The following is a 22,284-nucleotide window of genomic DNA, read 5'->3' as shown; positions in this document are numbered from 1 at the left end:
ATGAGTCGTAGTCATACTTTTCATTGTCAGGGATGATCATGTTAGAAACCCTATCAATTGCGAATTTCAAAGCATTTTCGGGCAGCCAGAAAATTAAACTGGCGCCGATTACATTGATTTATGGACCTAATTCTTCAGGAAAGAGTTCAATCATCCATTCGATTATGCTGCTAAAGCAATCGCTGACGCGACCGAATGTGCAGGGTGGACTGGTTTCCAATGGGGAGTTTGTAGATCTCGGCGATTATTCCTCCATGGTTCACGGCCATGAGTTAAGTCGCGCAATCTCATTCAGCTTTTCATACCTGCCCAACAAAAAACAATCAATTGCCGGATATGGTTTTGATGTTTTTGGGAAGAACAGAAGAAAAGAATTTGAACTTGTCTATAATTACGTAGATGGAGAGTCAGAATTTAAGGGTTTTTCGTATCTTGACACTATGTCTGTCAAGGTAACAAATGAGTCGAATTCGTCTGTTGTTTTTTCAACCGCAGTAAAATCTACGCTCTTACGTACTATGGATATTGAAATGGCCGAGCTTTCAAAGCTTGAGAAGCCATCGGAAGTAATTGGCAGCAAAGAAAAGATCGCGATTGCCGAAAAAGCAGAGTTATTGAGAAAGCTGCTTCCAGCAAAAAGATTAGCGGCATCTAGAGCGTTTAAGTTTGGTGATGGTGGTTATTCAGCAGCTTATGACTATCTAAACAATCGACCTACGGCAACCTTAAAGGACTCCGATCTAAAAAAAGTGCTCGATGTTTCAAGCTTCAGAAGTGACTTGAACTACGCCACGCCTTCCATGGCGGTAATGGAAGGGCGAGCAAATTCAAATTTTTCGGTTGACAGCTTCGTTCAATTGAATTTCGCTTTTGCCAGTCTAGCTTCTGATCTTAAAAATAAATTTGGTGCAATAACATACCTTGGACCTCTTAGGAGTCATCCAAGTAGATTCTATGCTCCTAAGGCAGATCAGGATGAGTCGGTAGGTAAGCAGGGCGAAAATGTCGCGAAGTTTATCTATGAACGACCTGAAATGCAGGAGGACATAAATTGTTGGTTTACCAAGTTTGAGGTGCCCTATGAACTCTCCTCCCAAAGTATTGGTACGGATGTAACAGGTCCTGTCATTTGTCTTCAGCTGGAAGACAAAAGAACTGGAGTTAAAGTAGGGCCCTCGGACGTTGGCTTTGGCATTGGCCAAATGCTGCCAATTGTAGTGGAGGGATTGGTTAGAGATGACAGTATCATCTGTGTGGAACAGCCAGAAATTCACCTGCATCCTAGACTGCAAGCGCATCTTGCAAATTTTTTCGTAGCTACCTGCAAAAGTAATCAATGGATTGTTGAGACTCACAGTGAGTCGTTGATGCTTAGACTTCAAGGTATGATGTCTGAAGGTTTAGTGACGCCAGACCAAGTAACAATTTTATATGTAGAGCCTACATCGTCTGGCGGCGAGGTGATACAAATCCGAATGGATAACGAGGGGGATTTCATTGATCCATGGCCTGAAGGTTTCTTTGAGGAGAGACTGACTGAGAAGTTGAGGGGAAGAAAATGATATCGGAATTTTCTCTAGATCACGACTTTTTCAGTGCTCGGACATTGAATGACGATGCTAATAGCGCTGCACACGATTTCATTACCAGGTCTTGGCTAGAAGTTGGTGTGCTGGTTCTCCCGCGGGGCGGAGTTAATGACGTATTAAAATTAATAGATACTTTGCCTCCGAAATTTCGTCAGAGGTGGCTCGAGGCTCTAGAGTATGGAAAGAGATGCGAGGTTGATCGTGGTTGGTGGAGCTTTTCTGACTACGCTGAGTTTTCGAAAGTTTGCGAGTTAAGTTCGGTTTTCAAAACTGCGTTTTCTGAAGAAGCGGCTGGGTTGCAGCTGGGTGCGCCGGATAGCTATAAACAGTTTTGCTCTGACACTAATTTTGAATTGCTTGCGGCGGGCGTGTGTAGTGAGTCGATAAACATAACTCAATCATTGAGCTTGAGTGATTCGGAGATTTTAGAGTCGGACACCCCTAAAAAGGTCTGGGATACCCGATTCGAGGCGCTAGCGCGGCACTCTAAAAAAATAACAATTGTAGATCGATATTTTTTTGAAAATGTCAGAAAGGCAGCTAGTCGAGACTCAACAGATGATGCCATGAAAAACTTTTTTAGTTTCTTATCGAAGATTGATAAGAAGTTCAATATTAGAATTATTTCGCACGGTGGCGAAAAGGGTAGTGATTTTCATACAGGGGTATACGACGCTTTTTACAAGGGCGTTTACAAGGTTCCGACTTATTGGAAGGTAGTTGGAAACTTGACGCTCGTATCAGCAAAAGAGGAATTTTTTGTAAAAAAATCACATGATAGATTCTTAGGTTTTGATCGCCATATTTGTCAGGTGGGGAACGGAATGAGAGTGCTAGGAGCAGTGCCCATCCCAAGCAGTACATTTTTGGCAAAATTCGATCGTGACGGAGATCTGCCCAGGCGCGAAAGTTTAGCGAGTAGCCGTGACTTTCAACTGTGGTACGAAAGTTTTTAGGATTTATAAGAATGCACTAGCGCAGGTTTTTAAACTTTTTTGGTGATCATGGGCTCGTACTGCGGGAGATAGAGCGCCAATTTTATTGGATTTACACCGGTCGTTTTTGGCCATTAGCTGCCTGCTTCGAATGGCAGCTTTACGTCGAAAGCGGTCGATATCACATTGTGGATTTGTGCATTTCTGCCGTTACGATCCAGCCGATTTGGGGGCGGGTCGATAGCCGCCGATCGTCGGCGGCCGTCGAAGCAGAGTGGCTAGGGCGAATTCGAATGAGTGGAAGGGGCGGATTCAACTGGGTGTTCCGTACCTACGGCTGACCCTTATCAAGGGGGGTATTCTCCGTATCAGCCTGCCCGTCACCTCTTATTCAATTGCGCATCCAGGCTCGCTACTGCTGATCTACGGCTGTCAGTCATCCTCGCCGCAACCACAGTCGAGAGTAGTGGCTGTGGGGTGCCTACCGCCGGCAGCGCCGGAGGCGTGGTACATGGAGCCGTACGAGCCAACCTTGACCCAGCGCATGCTCAACGAATTATCGCCATCACCGACGAAGGCGATCGAGGACTGATCGCGCTCCAGGCCTGCCAGGCCTACGTGCGCGAAATTACACGTTGAAAAGAGCGAGCCGGCGAGGATGCGTCAACACCCCCAGCCGGCCCGCCGAACCCGCAGACCATTCCTGCAAGTCCAGCCGAGGCTCTCGCTCTGTGCACAAAGCGCGGCGAGCTTAACAACTGTTTATCCATACAGTAAAGGCTTGCGAATCTATGACCTCTCCAATCATTCCCTGGATGGCTGGCAAACGCCGCCTGGCCGACCGCTTGATCCCTCTCTTTCCCCCTCACGAATGCTACGTTGAAGTCTTCGCCGGCGGTGCCGCGTTGCTCTTCATGCGCCCCCAGCCAGCGCCCGTGGAGGTGCTGAACGATCTGAACGGTGACCTGGTCACCCACTATCGCGTGTGCAGAACCATCTGGAGGAGTTCGTGCGCCAGTTAGTGGGCGCTCAGTTCGCGGCAGATCTTCGAATGGCAGAAGATGACCCGACCTGAGACGCTGACCGATATCCAGCGTGCAGCCCGTTTCTTCTACCTGTAGCAGCACGCATTCGGCGGCAAGGTCACTGGGCAGACGTTCGGCACTGCCACAACAGGCCCGGCCATCAACCTGTTCCGCATCGAGGAGAACCTATCGGCCGCGTGGCAGCGCCTCGCTGGGACCTACGTCGAGAATCTGTCTTGGCTCGACTGCGCCGAGCGCTATGATCGAGCGCACAACTTCTTCTACATGGACCCGCCATATTGGCAGACCGCCGGCTATGGCGTCGATTTTCCGTTCGTGGAATACGCGTATGGCCGGCTTCATGCGTCGTTGCAAGGGCAGGGTGATGGTGAGCATCAACGACCACCCAGACATCCGTAGCGCCTTTGATGGCTTTTACTTCGAGTGTTTTGATATCCGCTATTCCAACACAAATCAGCGCCAATCTAGGTCGGACGTAAGTAGTGAGCTTGTGGTCATGAACTGGCGTCCTTCAGGGCTTGGTCAGTTGTTCTAAGTTATTTAAATTTGTTAAGCCTCGAAGTTCGGGGATAGCATTCAAGAGCGCGCTGTCTCCTAATACAAACCATTTCCAAAATACCGAAAATGGATAATTATCTCGGAGCATTGCTTTGATGCGAATTTTGGCTATATTTACTTCTTCCTCCCCGAATCCAACCCTGAGAATTGTTCTTCTGTAGGTTAGTATTTTCTGGTATTCATCATGAATTCTATCGAGTAGCACACTACGTGTGATGGCTCGAAGCCCTGTAGAGTTATCGTTGTAGCACTTGTTAAGGAGCTCTATTGTGTTAAGCGTTTTTGCACATGGTTCGGCTCCAGTTGCTTTTACTGTGACCTCGTCGTCGTATCTGCTTGGTACAAGTAGCATGATCGGTGAAAATACATCGGTATTGGGGTCGCAGCAGTCAAGTAGGTTAATGTGAGTCGCCCCTTTCAGGCTATTGCATCTGCTGCATGCGTAGTACAGATTCTTCCAGTCGTACTTTTTATTCTCATCCTTTTTATGAGGCTCAAAGTGTTCAATTTCCGGATCTGCCAGAGAGTTTTGTTCACAAAGGTAACACTTGCCTAAAAAAATTCTTTCTAGTTCGTATACGATTTCCTTCGTGTTGTATCCGGTCTGTTTGGTGCACTCTGGGGGGGTGTCTGGGCGCTTAACTTTGAACATCATTTTCTCCTGCATCTAGAAGAATTTGTTCGCCGCGCATGTAAAAGTTTTTGGATCTGTTATCAAGGATCTCGTAAGAATCGCGGAGTTTGCTTAGCTCTGAATGAAGTGCGATGGTGTCTATGGAGTTGGAGTTTATAATGGTTGATATGTTTTTTATAATTCCTTCTAAAACTATTGATGTTGGCTTGGTGTGTAGGAGTCCTTTCATGACGGCGGTGTATGGATAAAGAGATAAGTCTTCGTCAACAACGCTGTTGGTGCTTATGTCATATGCGATGGCGTCGGTGGTGGATGTGATGATAAATGGAGAGTGAGTTGTTACTATGAATTGAACTTTTGGAAATGTATTGGTAAGGAATGGAAGAATTAAGCGCTGCAGTGATACGTGAAGGTGGGTTTCTATTTCGTCGATAAAAGCAACTGCTTCATAGTCTGAAGGAGTGATCTCAAGCACCTCGGTGCGCATGAGGATCTCGCTATAAATACTGAATATAGACGAGTATCCAGATGATAGTGATTGCAGGTCTGTATCTCGCTTGTTATTACGCGAGATGACAAACGTGTATTTTTCTGAGTCGTAAAGTAGTTTTGTCGAATCATCTTCCATTAATAATCCAATGTTCGACTCTAGAATGGAAAACCAATTTTCGATTCGTTTGGCTAGCTCTTCATCTTTATCATAGGCTATTGCCGTTGCTGCTCGCTGCTTTAGATTGCTCAGGTGCTGCTCTAGAACCCCGCCAACTGAGTTTCCGTTAATCGATGAGCGCCACTGTGCCTTGCTGGTTGTAACACTTCCAATTGAGGAGGGAGAAGGGATGGAGGCTTGTCGTGTTGCTTCGAAGAACATCGAAAATTCATGAGGGGTAATGCTGGCGTTGGATGTGCGATCTATTAAAATTCTGTGATTGGAGCGGCTTAATGCTTGTTCGATCCGCTCAGTGTTTCTGATGTGTTCGTAGTAATTGTCACCCCGCCCCTCCGGGTCGCCTTTGGCTTTTAAAGAATCTAACTCGGCCTGCAGTTCTTTTATTGAAGGAGTAGGCATCATCAGTTCGTGATGAAGGATTTGTTCCAGGTGTTTAAGGAGCCACGTTTTTCCCGAACCGTTGGATCCGGTTATAAGTAAGTTTTTCCCATTGAGGTCGAGATTAATAAAGTTTTCTGTGTTGGGTATTTGGCCAAAGATCTTTGATATTTGTGGTCCCATTGATAAATTTCCTGAGTGCTTTTTGGAGTCGGAAGATGCAAATTGAATTGTTTGAGGTGCAATGAGGGTCGCTGATTGCCTCAGTGTCGATCCAAGTAACAAGAATCGGCGTTGGAAATGCTCCCTAGCTTGAGATCCTAGAGCAACGTCGAACATTAAGCTTAGTTGATATTCGTCATTCGTGACAAGATGTCTATCCATTGAGGATCGTGCTGCAACCAGCTTTTGGTTCGGACGGCCTGCTGCCCGCGCGGGCGGGTTCAAATCCCTATAGCAGCGTAGGTGGCCTGATGCGGATGAAGTGGTCAGCTCGACCCCAGGCGTGGATTTGCTAAGATGGGGATTGTAAGCTGCCGGTATGAAAAAGCCCCATTCTAGGGAGAGGCTTTTTTTGCTGAGCCCTAAGTTACAGAGCGTCTATGCTGTCACGAATGAAATTCCAGGCGCGGTAAACGCTATAAAATTTCAGCGTTAGGCGCAGTAGGCGTTTGATAGTCCGCATACTGTTTCGTCTCTTAAATGAAGAGCTGCATCCCTGGTTTCTCTCAGCCCCTTGCCAGGTTAGATGTCATGCGAATGATCCCCTGAGGCTTATCCTGCTTCAGGCCCTCTGACGTAGCTGAGACGGGTTCCTAGGCCCGAGTCAGAAGGTCCGGCAACCGTGGATCCGGTTGACTGTATGAATGGTAGCAGCATTTTGCCGGCTGGTTAGCGTTTGCGTTTTTCATTGCTCGGCTCGCTTGTAACCTGTTAGGTTTATCAGCTGACTTGTGTTTACGTTTTTACACTTAAAGTGGAAAATACGTTGGTTCGGTTTACCAAAATCGGTAAACTCTGTCTGGCGAATGATCCCTTGAGATCTTGGTAGCGGTGCCTACTCCGTTACCAAAACAAAAAAGCCGCTTCCTAGAGCGGCTTTTTTTTGCACGAAATTTGTCATTTGTCGGTGAGTTGACGAGTGTAAATAGCCAATGGGATGGGGCAAAAATGGGGCAACCCGCTCGCCAATCTATGCCACTTAATGCCAACCGGAGCGCCCTTTGGTTGTGGCTGAGATGCGCTTGGCCCTTGACTCTATGGGGTTTAGCGCTTTTTCCGTTGATACTGCAGCACAATCGGGGTGCGTAATGATATCGTCTATGTGGCTATAGCCAAATGGACGTTAAGAATGAGGGCAGGTCATGGAGTGGATGGAAGTTTTTAAAAATAAAATGCTTGGAAAGTATATTGACGTTGAAGATATTGATGCGTCTTTTGATCTAAAGTTTAGTAATATTCCGGGGCGCCTATTCAAATATAGGGAGTTTGATTCCGCTGGGTATTCCCTGGAGAATTTGCGAGATCATACTGTATGGATGAATTCGCCTCAAAGCTTCAATGATCCATATGACTGCGCTATGATGGTCAACTTCTATAAGCTGATGCCGGCCCCAGTTGAGGCGATGGATGATTTGCTTTCTCAGATAGGTTACAACGAAGTAGAGCGAGAGAGGGTAATCGCCCTGTTTGCTGGGAGCCCAAGCCCACTTGAAGATTTGATTAAGCTATTGGCTGACGAAGGGCATGTGGACCCAGCTTTTTATGAGGCGATTATTTCGGTGCTTGATGAGAGGCAAGATAGACTGATTAATGATTTTTCCGAGAAAACGAAGGGGCTGGCTAAGATATGTTCGTTTTGTGAGTCGGAAAAGTCAATTTTGATGTGGGCGCACTATGCAAGAGATCATACGGGATTCTGTATTGAGTATGATTTTACTTCCTTGGGTGCGCATGATTTGAAAACAAGGTTTATGTATCCGGTTTTGTATAGTGAAGCCTTACATGATCATTCTGACCATATGGCCGATCTGGATCGGTCAAAGGCAAATCCGCTATCTATTGTTTTGCCGGCAATCACAAAGAATAAAGAGTGGTCGTATGAGAAGGAGTGGAGGCTCGTATTTTCTAATAATTTTTTACCGTCACCTATCTCTCTCCCTGTTCCGAAACCTAAGAGGGTGTATGCTGGGGTGCGGATCAGTGTAGATAACTTGGTCAAATTAGAGCAGATTTGTAATGTCCAAGATATACCTTTAGTTACAATGAGAATGTCAAAAACAGAATTTAAAATCGTGCCGATGGGTGAGTGATGTTGAGGCGGTAGGCCGAAATAGGGTGCTCCTTGGATCGCTAAAAAGAGGTGGTCCGTGGATTGGAGAAGCTGTAAGGCTCAGCGAATTGCTTGGCTGGGTTGAAGCCTGCCCACGAAGGCCGATGGCCTAGGGGTTGCAGGATGAGGTGACGGGTTATCAAGTGCGTTCGCACGGATCGGTGAGCGCATTCAATGATGCAGCATCGCTCACGCACGTAGGCGTTCTATCCCGGACGAGATTGCCTCAGCATGGACATCGAGCGTCGTTAGGGCGGCCATCACGTTTTCATGGATGTGGACTGAACCGCGATGGCTCACCCACAATGAGAGCTCCTCCAGCGCTGCTCTAACGGCGATCTGGTTCAGAAGCATCGGCTCAAGCGTGTCGGCTATATTTGTGGCTTGGTCATCCATGAGCATGCTCCAGGTTTGAGAACTCTTAGGGCTATCGCACCCCCTCTTTGTATACGGAGCGCCTAGAGCGAAAGCCAACTGTTACCTTTGTCTGCTCGGGAGGCGAGTGGTAAAAAAGTGGTACAAAATTCTGGTTGGTGCTCTGGAGCCTTTGCAAACTATGGCCTGAAGGGAAGATGGCTCCAATCCATCATCGGCGCAACGCTGAACCGGCGGGACGGCTCAGGGCTCGTGGTTTGTGGGTTTGAGGCTGATTCTAGGGGCATTCTGGTCTACGCATGTCCGCACCATTTCTACGAGTAGGCGCCTTGTTATGACAGCGGAGAAAGCGGTTCCACTGCTGGGCGCGCCGGCTCCGTCGAGATGGCAACAATGAGAGCAAGTAATAAGGCTGACGGATCGGTTAGCTGCATCGCCCTACTAGCCTGAAAGGATGCGGTAGTCTACCAAGAAGCCCGCAGTTTCGCCCGCGATCACCCTGATAGGCTCGAACGAGGCGACTAGAGGTGAAGTGATCACGAAAATGGCATTTGCGCCCGTGGCAGTTCAAAGGGCAGGAGCAAGCATCCGATCGGATGGGTGCCATATGACTTACATCAGCCGTTTATGGCGGAAAAAATGAGCAGGGAATGATGGCAACCCACGCGGGCTGCCATCTGTGCGTACCTTACTTCCCTTCAATCGCCGCAGCGATAGCGTCATTGAAGGCTGGAATGTCCTTCGGCGTCCGCGAGGTAATCAAGGTCCAGCCATTGGCCTCGCATTGTTTCACCTCAGCATCGACCCAACCTTCAGCGCCGGCATTTTCAAGGTCAAGCCTAACGCTGGGGTACGAGGTGAGGGTCTTGCCCGGAATAACCCCGGCATTGATCAACACCCAAGGGCCATGGCAGATCGCAGCGATCACCTTGCCCGCATCGGCGAACTCCTTCACCAGGCGCTGAGCGTTCTCGTCCAATCGCAGCGTATCGGCATTGACCGTGCCGCCTGGAATTACAAGCGCATCGAAGTCTGCCGCCTTGAGCCCAGCCAGAGCGGTCTGGGACTCGACGGTGCGATCCTTCTCGGTGTCGCCTACGAACGTCTGCGTTGTGCCGCCCTCGCTCGCCCCGTGGGTGACTTCCGCACCCTGAGCCTTCAGCGCTTCCAGCGGTTTGACCAGCTCATCGCGTTCGATGCCGGTGTTTGCGGTGATGAACAGTACCTTCTTGCCTGCCAGTTGATTACTCATGGTGGTCTCTCGGTCCTTTCGATCAAGGTGATGGAAATGGTTCGGTCGGTGGTTTTCCCGACGCGTAAAAATGGGAGGGCAGGGCGGTTTCGAAAGTTCAGCTGGATTCAGGCGGGTGCCGGGTGCGCCTGACTCAAGTGGTGTCGATCTAAGGTCAGAGGCATGCAACGGACGACCATTGGTTGCTCCGCTCTGAAGGGCATTCCCTCAAGGGCTCTGCATTTATCTGAATTTTTGTCTGGCTTGAGATTGCTGGGGCCGCTGCGCGCCCCTTTCGCGACACAAGGCCGCTCCTACAGGGCTGCGTGCAGCCTGATTTTGATCAGTAGGCGAAATTTACTGCATGGCGCCGTCTGTGTAGGAGCGGCCTTGTGTCGCGAAAGGGGCGCGCAGCGCCCCCGACGACCTCACGACAAGTGCAATTTCAGAACACCTCAAAAGGGATGGCTCTACAGGCGGGCTGGACCAAACTGCAGCAATGTACGATGTCTTTCGTACAGCATCAGCGATGCCATGGACAACGTTTTCAAAGCGGAAAAAGGCCGGTCCTCATGTGCTGAGGCGGCACGGTTGGTACATCAAGTTTTATTTCATCGAGCCAGACGCCTGGTTCCTCAGCGTTCATCAGTGAGTATCCAGATCATGCAGATCTATTTTGAAGGCGACACGGGCAGGGCGCTGTGTGAGCACTGCCAAGCGCTGGTGGCGTTTGTTCACGGGCGTCGCGATGTGCCATTCAGCGACGGCCAAGGCCAGGCGCGAGACATTCTTGTGGGCGTCTGCAGCGGCTGTGAAACCGTGGTGGCGATTCCGCCGCAGTCCACGCCGGCGATTCGTGACGCGCGCAAGCAGCAGCTCAGGTCTATCGAGGCGCGCTTGCCTGCGGTTTACCTGGATGTGCTGGATGCGGCGATGCATGAGGTCAGCAGCGATGCGGGGGTGAATCTGCGCAAGATCTTCCTGGGCTACTACTTTCAGGCGCTGGCGCAGGGTGACGGTGCCGCCGGGCTGCAGACTGCTCATGAGGCGTTTGTTCTTGCGCTGGATGAGCAGCTGCGTCAACGGGCGCTAGCGGCACCGGCTGCAACGCGGCGGCTGTCGATGAAGATCAATCCGCATATTGCCCAGGATTTTCTGGCGCTGTTGCAACGCACGCAGATGAGCCAGACCGAGCTGCTCAAATCAGTGATTGCGCGGATTCGGGCGGATGTTCATGAGGTACGAAACCCTGAGGTGATTGGGGCTTTGCGCAAGCTTGTGTATCTCGCGGTTTGATTCAATCTCAGCTCGGTCGATATGACGCGTGTCTTATTTTGTTTCATATCGGACCTACGTCCTACGTGAATTAATCAGATTTTCGCTCTTCCCTGTAGTCCATTTCCGAATCATCCTATTACCGCCTTTGGGCCATTGCGGTGGTTTCTCTGAGCTTCTAGTCTCGCCCTGTCGCTGCCAAACCTGCGACCGGGCCTGCAAGCTCGAAGATGAAATCCCACCTCCGAAACACTGTTGTGCTCAGGCATGTCAGTGTCCTCGGTCAATGGTGGCTACGTATGGGAGATCTTCGGATCTGCCGGTTTTCTCATCTTCCGGTCTTGCAGACCTGTACGTAGCTGCAACCCATCAAATGCAAGTGGTGACGTGGTGGTCCAATCGTCCAAAGATGAGATCACACCATGATTAAAATCGTCCCCGACCCACCCCATCCCAACTCCCTCCACGCCCTCGAAGACACCCTGATCCAAGCCGCAGATTACGTCCTGTGCGCACTGACGGTGGCCCATCAATCTGCCTTGCTCCTGCCGCGCACGCCCGGCTCGATCATGATGCTGACCATCATGCATGAGCTTGAAACGGCCCGAGCTTTGGTGGATACGGCTCTCACGCAGGTACAGCGCTTCGATGAGCCGACCAAGCCGACGTTGCACTGAGTCAGCCAAGCCGGAGAACTGCACATGGACAAAGAACCGCTAGACCGCATCGGCAGGCTGGGCCTGACAGTCGGCTCAGCGACTTGCCTGGAAGGCGCCATTATGGGCAAGCGGCTGTTTCGGGTAGAAGCGGGTAACTGTTGTGATCACGCCTTGGCGCAGGCATCGGTGTTGATGGATAGCGCCCGTAAGGCCTCGTTTATTGGCGTCATGGACAATGAGCCTGCACTGGTTTGGGCCTCTCATTTTCTTGGTGAAATGGCTAAAGCGCTGATGGATGATGCGCATATGGGCATTAACAGAAACTCTTGAAGGGAACCCTTCAAGGTATTTGTCGGGCAGAAACTTTGGGGGCGCTGTGCGCCCCTTTCGCGACACAAGGCCGCTCCTACAGTGACCGAGTAGCGCTATCGGTCATCGCGTCGGTTTCAGGATACGTCTGGTCGCTGGCGCACATCCCTGTACTGGCAGGAGTGCCATGCTGTCAGGATGCCCTCGACGCCAGTGCACGTAGATGCGCGGCCGTGGGCAAGGAGGTGTCCGGCGACCACGCAACCGTGACGTGGCCGGTGCGCCGCAGCAGAACACGTCGGGCGCAGGTATTGCCTGCGCTCGCGACGCCGAGGTCCGCTGTATGCCTGATGAGACGCTTGACCTGCCCGTGATCCAGCGTGTGCTGGATCACCACCGTGACACCCCCGGCGCGCTGTTGCCGATCCTGCATGCGATCCAGGCCGGCGTTGGGTATATCCCCGATGCCGCCGTGCCGGATATCGCCCATGCACTTAACCTCAGCCAGGCTGAGGTGCGCGGGGTGATCACCTTCTACCATGACTTCCGTACCGCGCCGCCAGCGCGGCATATCCTGCGCCTGTGCCGGGCCGAATCCTGCAAGAGCCGTGGCGCCGAGACGCTGGCGGCGCAGCTGCGCGAGCAGTTGGGGCTGGATGATCACGGCACCAGTGCCGACGGCGCGGTAAGCCTGCGGCCGGTGTATTGCCTGGGGGCCTGCGCCTGTTCGCCAGCGCTGGAACTGGATGGCCAGGTGCATGCGCGGATGACGCCGGAGCGCTTGAGCGCACTGGTCAGCGGCTGCCTGCAGGAGGTGAAGCCATGCTGAAGCTCTTTGTTCCCTGCGACTCGGTGGCGCGTGCAGTGGGCGCCGATCAACTGGCCGACGCGCTCAGCGCCGAGGCGCAACGGCGGCAGGTCGAGGTACAGATTCAGCGCACCAGCTCGCGCGGGCTGTACTGGCTGGAACCGTTGCTTGAGGTGGAAACCGCTGAGGGCCGGCAGGGCTTTGGGCCGGTGGCTGCCGAAGATGTCGCGGGCCTGTTCGAGGCGTTGACAGCGGCGCCGGCTGAGCATCCGTTGGCGCTGGGCCTGGTCGAGCAGATCCCATATCTGAGCAGTCAGCAGCGTTTACTGTTCGCCCGTGCCGGTATCACCCGGCCGCTGTCGCTGGAGGATTACCGCAACCACGGCGGCTTCGAAGGCCTGGCCAAGGCTGCGTTGCTGGAGCAGGCAGAGGTGGTCGCGGCAGTGCTCGATTCCGGCCTGCGCGGGCGGGGCGGCGCGGCGTTTCCGGCGGGGATCAAATGGCGCACGGTGCGCGATGCTCCGGCGGTGCAGAAGTACGTGGTATGCAACGCCGACGAGGGCGACTCGGGGACGTTTGCCGACCGCATGCTGATGGAGGGCGATCCGTTTCTGCTGATCGAAGGCATGATCATTGCCGGCCTGGCGGTGGGTGCCAGCAAGGGCTACATCTACGTGCGTTCGGAATATCCGGATGCGGTCCACGCGCTCAACGAGGCGGTGTTGTTGGCCCGTGAGGCGGGCTATCTGGATACCACCGGCAGCGGTGTGGCGTTCGACCTGGAGGTGCGGGTTGGCGCTGGCGCGTATATCTGCGGTGAAGAAACCGCTCTGCTCGAATCTCTCGAAGGCAAGCGCGGCATCGTCCGCGCCAAGCCGCCACTGCCGGCGCTCGAAGGCCTGTTCGGCCAGCCGACGCTGGTGCACAACGTGCTCACCCTGGCCTCGGTGCCGATCATCATGGCCAAGGGCGCGCAGTTCTATCGCGACTTCGGCATGGGCCGTTCGCTGGGCACCTTGCCGTTCCAGCTGGCGGGCAACGTGCGCTATGGCGGTTTGGTCGAACGTGCATTTGGCTTGACCTTGCGCGAGCTGGTCGAAGGCTACGGCGGTGGCACTGCCAGCGGGCGTCCGCTGAAAGCCGCTCAGGTCGGCGGGCCATTGGGCGCTTGGGTGCCGCCGAGCCAGTTCGATACGCCGCTGGACTACGAAGCGTTCGCCGCGCTTGGCGCGATGATCGGCCACGGCGGTGTGGTCGTCGCCGATGACACCCTGAACATGGCCAACATGGCGCGCTTTGCCTTGCAGTTCTGCGCTGAAGAATCCTGCGGCAAGTGCACCCCGTGCCGGATCGGCTCGACCCGTGGCATGGAGGTGGTCGACCGCTTGATCGCCAGCAGCGACCCGGCCTACCGCGCCGACCAGGCCAACCTGCTGCACGACCTGTGCGACACCATGCAATACGGCTCGCTATGCGCCATGGGCGGGATGACTTCATACCCCGTGGCCAGCGCCCTCAAGCACTTCCCTGCCGACTTCGGTCTGGCCAGCCCGGAGGCCGCTCAATGATCAATTATTTCGACCCTGCCAGTGATGCCGACCTCGGCACCCCCGCGCGTGAAAGCCAGGTGCAGGTCAGCCTGAATATCGACGGCCGCGCCATCAGCGTGCCCGCTGGCACCTCAGTGATGCGCGCCGCCGCGTTGCTCGGCACCAACATCCCCAAACTGTGTGCCACCGATACCCTCGAAGCCTTTGGCTCGTGCCGCATGTGCATGGTCGAAGTCGACGGCATGCGCGGTTACCCGGCGTCGTGCACCACACCGGTCACCGAGGGCATGGTGGTGCGCACGCAGACGCCACGCCTGGCCGACCTGCGCCGCAATGTGATGGAGCTGTACATCTCTGACCACCCGCTGGACTGCCTGACCTGCTCGGCCAACGGCAACTGCGAGTTGCAGACCGTGGCCGGCCAGGTTGGCCTGCGTGAGGTGCGTTATGGCTACGAAGGCGCCAACCACCTTGCCGACGCCAAGGACCTGTCCAACCCATATTTCAATTACGAACCGAGCAAGTGCATTGTCTGCAGCCGTTGTGTGCGCGCCTGTGAAGACATTCAGGGCACCTTTGCTCTGACCATCACCGGTCGCGGTTTCGACTCGCGAGTGGCGGCGGCTGGCGGTAGCGACTTCCTCACCTCCGAGTGCGTGTCGTGCGGCGCCTGCGTGCAGGCCTGCCCAACCGCAACCCTGACTGAAAAAAGCCTGGTCGAACTGGGCCAGCCAGAACGTGCGGTGATCACCACCTGCGCCTATTGCGGCGTGGGCTGCTCGTTCCGCGCCGAGATGAAAGGCGACCAGCTGGTGCGCATGGTCCCGGACAAGAACGGCGGCGCCAACCACGGCCATGCCTGTGTCAAAGGCCGCTTCGCCTGGGGCTACGCGACCCACCCGGACCGCATCACCAAACCAATGATCCGCAAGCACATCGACGACCCGTGGCAAGAGGTCAGTTGGGACGAGGCGGTTAACTATGCAGCCAGCGAGCTGCGCCGCATTCAGCTCAAGTACGGGCGCGACTCGATCGGCGGCATCACCTCCAGCCGCTGCACCAACGAAGAAGCCTATCTGGTGCAGAAACTCGTGCGCACGGCGTTCGGCAACAACAACGTCGACACCTGTGCACGGGTCTGCCATTCGCCGACCGGTTATGGCCTCAAGCAGACCTTGGGCGAATCCGCTGGCACCCAGAGCTTTGACTCGGTGATGCAGGCCGACGTGATCCTGGTGATCGGTGCCAACCCAACCGACGCGCACCCGGTGTTCGGCTCGCAGCTCAAACGCCGCCTGCGTGAAGGCGCCAAACTAATCGTGATCGACCCTCGGCGGATCGATCTGGTCGACTCGCCGCATGCCCGCGCCGAGCTGCACCTGCAACTGCGCCCCGGCACCAACGTGGCTATGCTCAACGCACTTGCCCATGTGATCGTTACCGAAGGGCTACTTGATCAGGGCTTTATCGATGCCCGCTGTGAAGGGCCGGAGTTCGCTCGCTGGCGCGACTTTGTCAGCCTGCCGGAGAACTCCCCCGAAGCCCTTGGCCCGACCTGTGGCGTACCGGCCGAGCAGATCCGTGCGGCAGCCCGGCTGTATGCCGGCGCTGGCAACGCGGCCATCTACTACGGCCTCGGCGTGACCGAGCACAGCCAAGGCAGCACCGCAGTGATGGGCATCGCCAACCTGGCTATGGCTACTGGCAACATCGGCCGTGAAGGGGTAGGGGTGAACCCGCTGCGTGGGCAGAACAACGTCCAGGGCTCGTGTGACATGGGCTCGTTCCCGCATGAGCTGCCGGGTTATCGGCACATCTCCAACGCCACGGTGCGTGCCGAGTTCGAGCAGGCCTGGGGTGTGACCCTGCAGCCTGACCCAGGCCTGCGCATCCCCAACATGTTCGAGGCGGCGCTGGATGGCAGCTTCAAGGCGCTGTACTGCCAGGGCGAAGACATCGCCCAGAGCGATCCCAACACCCAGCACGTGACGGCCGCGCTGCGGGCGATGGAATGCGTGGTGGTGCAGGATATCTTCCTCAACGAGACGGCCAAGTTTGCTCACGTGTTCCTGCCGGGCAGTTCTTTCCTTGAAAAAGATGGCACCTTCACCAACGCCGAACGGCGTATTTCGCGGGTGCGCAAGGTCATGCAGCCGTTGGCCGGCAAGGCTGACTGGGAAGGCACCATGGCCCTGGCCAACGCCCTCGGCTACCCGATGAACTACCGTCATCCGTCAGAGATCATGGACGAGATCGCCCGGCTGACACCGAGCTTCCACAGCGTCAGCTACAGCGAGCTGGAGCGTCACGGCAGCCTGCAATGGCCGTGCAACGAAGCCGCGCCAGACGGCACGCCGACCATGCACATCGACCAGTTCGTGCGCGGCAAGGGCCGCTTCATGCTGACTGGCTACGTGCCCACCGACGAGAAGGTCAACAGCCGTTATCCGCTGCTGCTGACCACTGGCCGCATCCTCAGCCAGTACAACGTCGGCGCGCAGACACGGCGTACCGAAAACGTCGCCTGGCATGCCCAGGATCGGCTTGAGATTCACCCAAGCGACGCCGAAAGCCGCGGCATTGTCGAAGGCGATTGGGTCGGTATTGGCAGCCGCGCCGGGCAGACGGTGCTGCGTGCTCAGGTCAGTACCCGGGTTGCGCCGGGGGTGGTGTACACCACCTTCCACTTCCCCGAGTCGGGCGCCAACGTCATCACCACCGACAACTCCGACTGGGCCACCAACTGCCCCGAGTACAAGGTTACGGCGGTAGAAGTGGTGCGTGTATCGCAGCCGTCGCAATGGCAGCAGCGTTATCAGGCGTTCAGTGACGAACAACGGCGCCTGCTGCAGGAGCGGCGCAACAGCGAGCAACAGGAAACTGCCGAGGTACGCCGATGAGTGTCGACAGCCTGGTCAAGATGGCCAATCAGATCGCCCACTACTTTGACAGCGAGCCCAACCGGACGCTGGCGGTGCAGGGGGTACGCCAGCATATTCACAGCTTCTGGACCCCGCTGATGCGCAAGCAGATCGTGGAATGGATGCAGGCACATCCCGATGAAGGTGTAGACGGTTTGGTGCGTGAGGCCCTCGCGGAGGGTTGACCAGAGGAGGCAGGCAGCGGCGTCCAGCCGCTGCCTTCTGCCTAGAACAGCGTTCCTTGCACTGTTTCCAGCACCAGCAACTGGGCACCTTCATTGCGCATGTTGCCTACGTCTTTGCTGACCGCAAACCACTCGAAATCAGCCACCGGCAAGCACTGTTCGCGGGCCAGTTGTTCAGCCTGCTCAGCGGGCAATTGCGGGTCGAGCCAGGCACGTGCCTGTTCCGGCGCCAGCACCAGCGGGCGGCGGTCGTGGATATCGAGCATGCCCTGGTCACTGGCCGCAGTGATGATCACGAAGCCATCGCCCTCGTTCGGCTCAAGCCCGGCTTGCACCTGCGCCAACGCTGCCATGAAAATAGGCGCCCGGCTTTTCAAACGGATGAAATACGGCTGCTTGCGCTTGGGGTCGGCCGGGTCGACCACCCATTCATACCAACCATCGGCCATCACCAGTGCCCGGCCTTGCGGCCACAGCGGTTGAAAGAACTTGCCGGTAGTCACCGTCTCGACCCGTGCATTGATCGGCGCTGGGCGTTTGCCGGTGGCCCAGAACGGCGCCCAGCCCCAATGACACGGGTCGATGCGCAGGCCGTCGGCGGCGTTGTGCAGGATCAGTACACGGCTGCCCGGGGCGACGTTGTAGCGGTCGATCGGCACGTTGTCGTAGCCACTGATGACATCCTGCTCGGCGTCCAGCTCACGCAGATAATCGGCCAGGCCTTGCGACTGAACAAAGCGTCCGCACATTGCAGGTCTCCCACTTGTCGAAATTTCCTACGCCGAAATTGACCAAAGCCGTGGCGCCCGATTAACTGTATATCCGTACAGTTTAATTGCAAGGCGTGCCCCATGACTACCATCCTTGGCCCCATCGCAGCCGGCGCAGGCGCGCTGTCACGCTATCTGTTCAGCGTGCCGGCAGGCTTTCCCTCGCCTGCGGCGGACCACATGGAGCAGCCGATCTCGCTGGACGAGCTGTTCAACCTGCGCGCGCCGCATATGTACCTGGTGAGAATAGACGGCGACAGCATGCAGGACGCGGGCATCTTCGATGGCGACCTGGTGCTGGTCGATCGCTCGATCGAAGCCCAGCACGGCCATGTGGTGATCGCCGCCGTCAATGGCGAGCCATTGTGCAAGCGGCTGCATAGGGTCGGCCGGCAGGTGGTGCTGCGCTCGGACAACCCGCGCTTTGCCCCGCGGCATATCCTCGAGGGCGACGAGCTGGCGATCTGGGGCGTGGTCACCTTCAGCGTGCGCAGCCACGATCCCAAGGCTTGAGTTCAAGATCGGGCACGCCAGAGTGCATTGAATTGGGTGGTGAAACTCTGGCTCATCAACTCGCGGCGCATCTCCCAATCCGGTGCCGCTGGCACACTGGCCGCGCGCATGGTGCCCGAGCCCCAGCGCCCGTTGATGTCATCCATCACCTGCATCAGGCGATCACAAGTCGGCGATTGTCTGGGGGCGAACAGGTCATCTGAAAACTCCCCCGGTTGGCACAGGTCCATCAACAACACCTCGGCCTTACTGTAGCGAAAGCCTGGGCGAAAGATCGTGCCTACCGCCTCCAGCGCCATGCGCGTAAGCAGCCGTACGTCGTCGGTGGGGTAGGGCAGTTGCACCACTACGCCGCTGGCGTACTTGGCTTCTTCGGGGTTGAACATGCCGGTGCGGATGCTCACCCGCAGCTTGCGCGCCAGCGAGCGTTGCGCGCGCAGTTTCTGGGTGGCGCGCATGACGTAGGTCGCCACCGCCTGCCTGATCGGCTGCAACTCGCTGACCCGCTCGCCGAACATGCGGCTGCAGCAGATTTCCTGGCGCGGCGGCTCCTGCGCCTGCAGTTCCAGGCAGGGCGTGCCGGACAACTCGCGGGCGGTTTTTTCAACTACCACGCTGAACTGCTTGCGCAGGCTCCACGGGTCGGCCTGAGCCAGGTCCCAGGCGCTGCGGATGTTCAGCGCGGTCAGGTGCGCCGCCAGGCGCGGGCCGATACCCCAGACGTCTGAGGCCTGGCACTTTTTCAGCACCCAGTCGCGCCGTACCGGGTCGCGCATGTCGTAGACTCCGCCGGTTTGCGCGGTCCAGCGCTTGGCCGCGTGATTGGCCAGCTTGGCCAGGGTCTTGGTACCGGCGATGCCGACCCCGACGGGAATGCCGGTGTGCTTGAGAACACGCTCGCGAATGTCGCGGCCCAGTTGCTCGAGATCGCCAGGCACGCCGCTGAGGTCGGCGAAGGCTTCATCGATCGAGTACACCTCGGTGGCCGGGACCATGCCTTCTATCACCGTCATTACTCGCTGGCTCATGTCGCCATACAGCGCGTAATTGGAGGAGAACGCCACCACGCCGTGACGGCGCAGCACATCCCGCACCTGAAAGTACGGCTGGCCCATCTTTACCCATTGCTTGGCCTCGGCGCTGCGGGCAATGACGCAACCGTCGTTGTTGCTCAGTACCACGATCGGCGTGCGTACCAGGTCGGGGCGGAACACCCGTTCGCAGCTGGCGTAGAAGCTGTTGCAGTCAATCAGGGCGAATACGGGAGGGGTGGAGGGTGGCATGGCGGCTTGTTTTTAGCTGTATATGCATACAGTAAACAGTTGTGGTTTAGTCCGGTCAAGCTGGCGGCGACCACCGGCCCGTGGTCGTCGGTAAAGTTGACCAGTGGATCAACAACAATCGCCAGTTAAATTGTGTACAGGAGATTAGCTAAAGATATAGATCCGTGCGGCCGAAACAGTGTGAGTAGCAGGTCGCCACTACTGCCCAGCAGCGGCCATTTGCCCCCGCCCTACATGGATGGTCGTGACAGTGAAAATAAAAACCAAATTGATCCTTGCCTTCGTCTCGGTAGCCTTTATCCCAGTCAGCGTGGTCGGGGTTGTATCGGTGCTGAATATCCGCGCCGATGCACTTGAACAGTTTGTCGATGGCAGCACGCGGGAAATCCGTCAGATAGACGGCAACATGCGTCAGTTCTTTGATGCAACTACGCAAAACGTCGATCAACTGTCCGCTGATCCTGTATACACTTCAGTAAGTACTTTAAAACAGTACACCAGTTCCGACGCCGCCAGTCAGCCAATGCCGGCTGCGGCGCAGCAGGTCATTGATCAATTCGCCCGCTATGGTTCGACTCACCCGGCCGCGGCGATTCTGTCCATCGGCCTGGAAGACGGCAGTTACGCGAAATGGCCGGATGATCCCAAGCTTGCCAACTACGATCCGCGCACGCGGCCTTGGTACAAGGCGGCCATGGCCAGCCCGAACAAGACCGTGCGCACCGCTGCCTATTACTACGACAAGGACGATGTGGCGCTGGTCGGCACTGCGCGGGCATTGCTCGATGACGCCGGCAAGCCCAAGGGTGTGTTCGTCGTCAGCGTCTCGCTGAAAAACCTCACCGAGCTGATCAAGAGCATCAAGCTCGGCAACAGCGGCTACGTGATGCTGGTCGAAGACGGCACGGTGCTGGTCGACCCACGCGACGCCAGCCACAGTTTCAAGCAGCTCAAGGACCTTGGCGAGCCATACGCGCATCTGGCAGCGACCGCGCAGGGCTCGACTGAAGTCGAGATCGATGGCGTCAACTACATGGCCAACGTATGGACTTCGCCAGGCCTGGGCTGGCGCTTTGTCGGCCTGATCGAGAAGCAGGAAGTGATGGCTGCGGCCACGCGCATGAGCTATCTCACGGCAGTCATCGTCATCTTGCTGGCGCTGGTATTTGCGGTGATCGCGGCGGCGTTCTCCAAGCTGATCGTCAAGCCCATCGGCCAGGTCAGCACCGGCTTGCAGTCGATCGCCGAAGGCGAGGGTGACCTGCGCCGAGATCTGCAGGTGCAGGGCAAGGATGAAACGGCTGAGCTGGCCGGCTGGTTCAACAAGTTCCTTGCGGCGATTCGCCAGCTGATCCAGCGCATCGGCGCTGCGTCGAGCAATCTCGAGGACGCTTCGCGGGTCAACAGCGAGGTGGCGAGCAACATGAACGAAGCCGCCGGGCGTCAGCGCGAAGCAGTCGAACTGGTGTCCACTGCATTCAACGAGATGGTCGCCACCGCCAACGAAGTTGCGCGCTCGTGCAGCAGCGCTGCCGATGCTGCCGAAAACGGCCACCGCCGTGTCGCTGAGGGCAAGCAGCAGATCGAGCAGACCACCGACAACGTCAACCGCCTCGGCATGCGCTTGAGCGAGTCGTCCCAGGCGATGGTCGAGCTGGAGCAGGGCAGTCGCAGCATCAACCAGATCCTCGGCACCATCCGCGCCATTGCCGAGCAGACCAACCTGCTGGCGTTGAACGCTGCGATCGAAGCTGCCCGCGCCGGTGATCAGGGCCGCGGCTTTGCCGTGGTGGCCGATGAAGTGCGCGCGCTGGCCAAGCGTACAGCTGACTCCACGGGCGAAATCGACCTGCTGCTCAATACCCTCGGCAGCAAGACTGCAGAGGTCTCGGAGAAGATGGACAGCTGCCTGGATCTGTCGCGGGCCAGCGTGTCGTCGATCGAGAGTGCGCGCGACAGCTTTGAAGGGATCCAGTTGTCGGTCAATGAAATCCGCGACCAGAACCTGCAGATTTCCGCAGCGGCGGAGGAGCAGCACAGCGTTGCCGAAGAGATCAACCGGCATATTCAGCAGATCTATGACGAAGCGCAGCTGGTCGAGGGCCTGGCCAGTTCGGCGCAGGCTGACTCCGGGCGGTTGTCGCAGCTGTCGCAGGAGTTGAATGGGTTGGTTGGGCGGTTCAAGTCCTGACATTTTGGTGGTCTGACAGATTTTGGGGGCGCTACGCGGCCCCAAAATGTTCAAGTTCCCCACCCAATCTGT

18 protein-coding genes and 2 pseudogenes are annotated in these 22,284 nt (G+C 56.0%); 14 read left to right on the top strand and 6 right to left on the bottom strand.

The annotated features are described in order from the left end of the window. The first annotated feature begins 38 nt into the window (after positions 1-38). The 4 genes and pseudogenes from K3F44_RS11515 (at position 39) to K3F44_RS11505 (ending at position 4,105) form a co-directional block, all read left to right on the top strand. A complete protein-coding gene (locus tag K3F44_RS11515) occupies positions 39-1,562 on the top strand; it encodes a DUF3696 domain-containing protein (protein WP_220634062.1) in 1,524 nt (507 codons plus the stop codon). After that, the gene (locus K3F44_RS11510) at positions 1,559-2,545 is read left to right on the top strand and encodes a hypothetical protein (protein ID WP_220634061.1); all 987 of its coding nucleotides are present in this window, start codon (positions 1,559-1,561) and stop codon (positions 2,543-2,545) included. Before K3F44_RS11515 ends, K3F44_RS11510 begins: the two co-directional genes overlap by 4 nt. A 384-nt stretch (positions 2,546-2,929) precedes the next feature. Next, positions 2,930-3,163 (top strand): annotated as a pseudogene (locus K3F44_RS24830) (lysis protein); the annotation flags it as partial. Between the two features lie 152 nt (positions 3,164-3,315). Then, a pseudogene (locus tag K3F44_RS11505) lies at positions 3,316-4,105 on the top strand (DNA adenine methylase). Here K3F44_RS11505 and K3F44_RS11500 read toward each other — a convergent pair. Both K3F44_RS11500 and K3F44_RS11495 read right to left on the bottom strand, forming a co-directional pair. Further along, the gene (locus K3F44_RS11500; RefSeq protein WP_220634060.1) at positions 4,082-4,780 is read right to left on the bottom strand and encodes an HNH endonuclease; all 699 of its coding nucleotides are present in this window, start codon (positions 4,778-4,780) and stop codon (positions 4,082-4,084) included. The pseudogene K3F44_RS11505 and the gene K3F44_RS11500 overlap by 24 nt on opposite strands. Continuing rightward, entirely contained in the window at positions 4,767-6,194 is a 1,428-nt protein-coding gene (locus K3F44_RS11495; protein ID WP_220634059.1) for an AAA family ATPase, read from the bottom strand. Before K3F44_RS11495 ends, K3F44_RS11500 begins: the two co-directional genes overlap by 14 nt. 980 nt (positions 6,195-7,174) lie before the next feature. Here K3F44_RS11495 and K3F44_RS11490 point away from each other — a divergent pair. Continuing rightward, the gene (locus K3F44_RS11490) at positions 7,175-8,122 is read left to right on the top strand and encodes a DUF2971 domain-containing protein (protein ID WP_220634058.1); all 948 of its coding nucleotides are present in this window, start codon (positions 7,175-7,177) and stop codon (positions 8,120-8,122) included. Between the two features lie 209 nt (positions 8,123-8,331). Here the strand turns inward: K3F44_RS11490 and K3F44_RS11485 are convergent, their stop codons facing one another. Both K3F44_RS11485 and K3F44_RS11480 read right to left on the bottom strand, forming a co-directional pair. Then, the gene (locus K3F44_RS11485) at positions 8,332-8,538 is read right to left on the bottom strand and encodes a hypothetical protein (protein ID WP_220634057.1); all 207 of its coding nucleotides are present in this window, start codon (positions 8,536-8,538) and stop codon (positions 8,332-8,334) included. A 667-nt stretch (positions 8,539-9,205) separates the two neighbouring features. Next, a complete protein-coding gene (locus K3F44_RS11480; RefSeq protein ID WP_220634056.1) occupies positions 9,206-9,769 on the bottom strand; it encodes a type 1 glutamine amidotransferase domain-containing protein in 564 nt (187 codons plus the stop codon). Positions 9,770-10,282: 513 nt separating this feature from the next. Between K3F44_RS11480 and K3F44_RS11475 the strand changes: the two genes are divergently transcribed. The 7 genes from K3F44_RS11475 to K3F44_RS11445 all read left to right on the top strand — a co-directional run bounded on the left by K3F44_RS11475 (position 10,283) and on the right by K3F44_RS11445 (position 17,455). Continuing rightward, positions 10,283-11,044: a hypothetical protein gene (locus K3F44_RS11475; RefSeq protein ID WP_259407057.1), complete on the top strand. Its 762-nt coding sequence runs from the start codon at positions 10,283-10,285 to the stop codon at positions 11,042-11,044. 401 nt (positions 11,045-11,445) lie between these two features. After that, the gene (locus K3F44_RS11470) at positions 11,446-11,700 is read left to right on the top strand and encodes a hypothetical protein (protein ID WP_101321129.1); all 255 of its coding nucleotides are present in this window, start codon (positions 11,446-11,448) and stop codon (positions 11,698-11,700) included. Between the two features lie 24 nt (positions 11,701-11,724). Next, on the top strand, positions 11,725-12,012 hold the full coding sequence (locus K3F44_RS11465; protein ID WP_101321127.1) for a DUF3077 domain-containing protein: 288 nt from the start codon (positions 11,725-11,727) through the stop codon (positions 12,010-12,012). Positions 12,013-12,334: 322 nt separating this feature from the next. After that, entirely contained in the window at positions 12,335-12,820 is a 486-nt protein-coding gene (locus K3F44_RS11460; protein WP_220634055.1) for a formate dehydrogenase subunit gamma, read from the top strand. Beyond that, positions 12,814-14,367 (top strand): NADH-quinone oxidoreductase subunit NuoF, encoded by a 1,554-nt coding sequence (locus tag K3F44_RS11455; protein ID WP_101321125.1) that lies wholly within the window; start codon positions 12,814-12,816, stop codon positions 14,365-14,367. Before K3F44_RS11460 ends, K3F44_RS11455 begins: the two co-directional genes overlap by 7 nt. Beyond that, entirely contained in the window at positions 14,364-17,249 is a 2,886-nt protein-coding gene (gene fdhF, locus K3F44_RS11450) for a formate dehydrogenase subunit alpha (RefSeq protein WP_220634054.1), read from the top strand. Before K3F44_RS11455 ends, fdhF begins: the two co-directional genes overlap by 4 nt. Beyond that, positions 17,246-17,455 (top strand): formate dehydrogenase subunit delta, encoded by a 210-nt coding sequence (locus K3F44_RS11445; protein ID WP_103438003.1) that lies wholly within the window; start codon positions 17,246-17,248, stop codon positions 17,453-17,455. Before fdhF ends, K3F44_RS11445 begins: the two co-directional genes overlap by 4 nt. 41 nt (positions 17,456-17,496) lie before the next feature. Here the strand turns inward: K3F44_RS11445 and K3F44_RS11440 are convergent, their stop codons facing one another. Continuing rightward, a complete protein-coding gene (locus K3F44_RS11440) occupies positions 17,497-18,204 on the bottom strand; it encodes an SOS response-associated peptidase family protein (RefSeq protein WP_220634053.1) in 708 nt (235 codons plus the stop codon). A 102-nt stretch (positions 18,205-18,306) separates the two neighbouring features. On the opposite strand from K3F44_RS11440, the gene K3F44_RS11435 reads away from it, so the two are divergent. Then, positions 18,307-18,738 carry a LexA family transcriptional regulator gene (locus K3F44_RS11435; protein ID WP_101321117.1) on the top strand — a complete coding sequence of 144 codons (432 nt, stop codon included), beginning with the start codon at positions 18,307-18,309 and terminating at the stop codon, positions 18,736-18,738. A gap of 2 nt (positions 18,739-18,740) precedes the next feature. Here the strand turns inward: K3F44_RS11435 and K3F44_RS11430 are convergent, their stop codons facing one another. Further along, a complete protein-coding gene (locus tag K3F44_RS11430) occupies positions 18,741-20,021 on the bottom strand; it encodes a Y-family DNA polymerase (protein WP_220634052.1) in 1,281 nt (426 codons plus the stop codon). A 250-nt stretch (positions 20,022-20,271) separates the two neighbouring features. Here K3F44_RS11430 and K3F44_RS11425 point away from each other — a divergent pair, with 250 nt between their 5' ends. Further along, entirely contained in the window at positions 20,272-22,212 is a 1,941-nt protein-coding gene (locus K3F44_RS11425) for a methyl-accepting chemotaxis protein (RefSeq protein ID WP_220634051.1), read from the top strand. The last annotated feature ends 72 nt before the right edge of the window (positions 22,213-22,284 follow it).

Origin of the sequence: Pseudomonas sp. S07E 245, assembly GCF_019599025.1 — a bacterium.
Taxonomy (GTDB): domain Bacteria; phylum Pseudomonadota; class Gammaproteobacteria; order Pseudomonadales; family Pseudomonadaceae; genus Aquipseudomonas; species Aquipseudomonas shirazensis.
The sequence above is the reverse complement of the archived record's forward strand: the minus strand, read 5'-3'. Positions and strand labels throughout refer to the sequence as shown.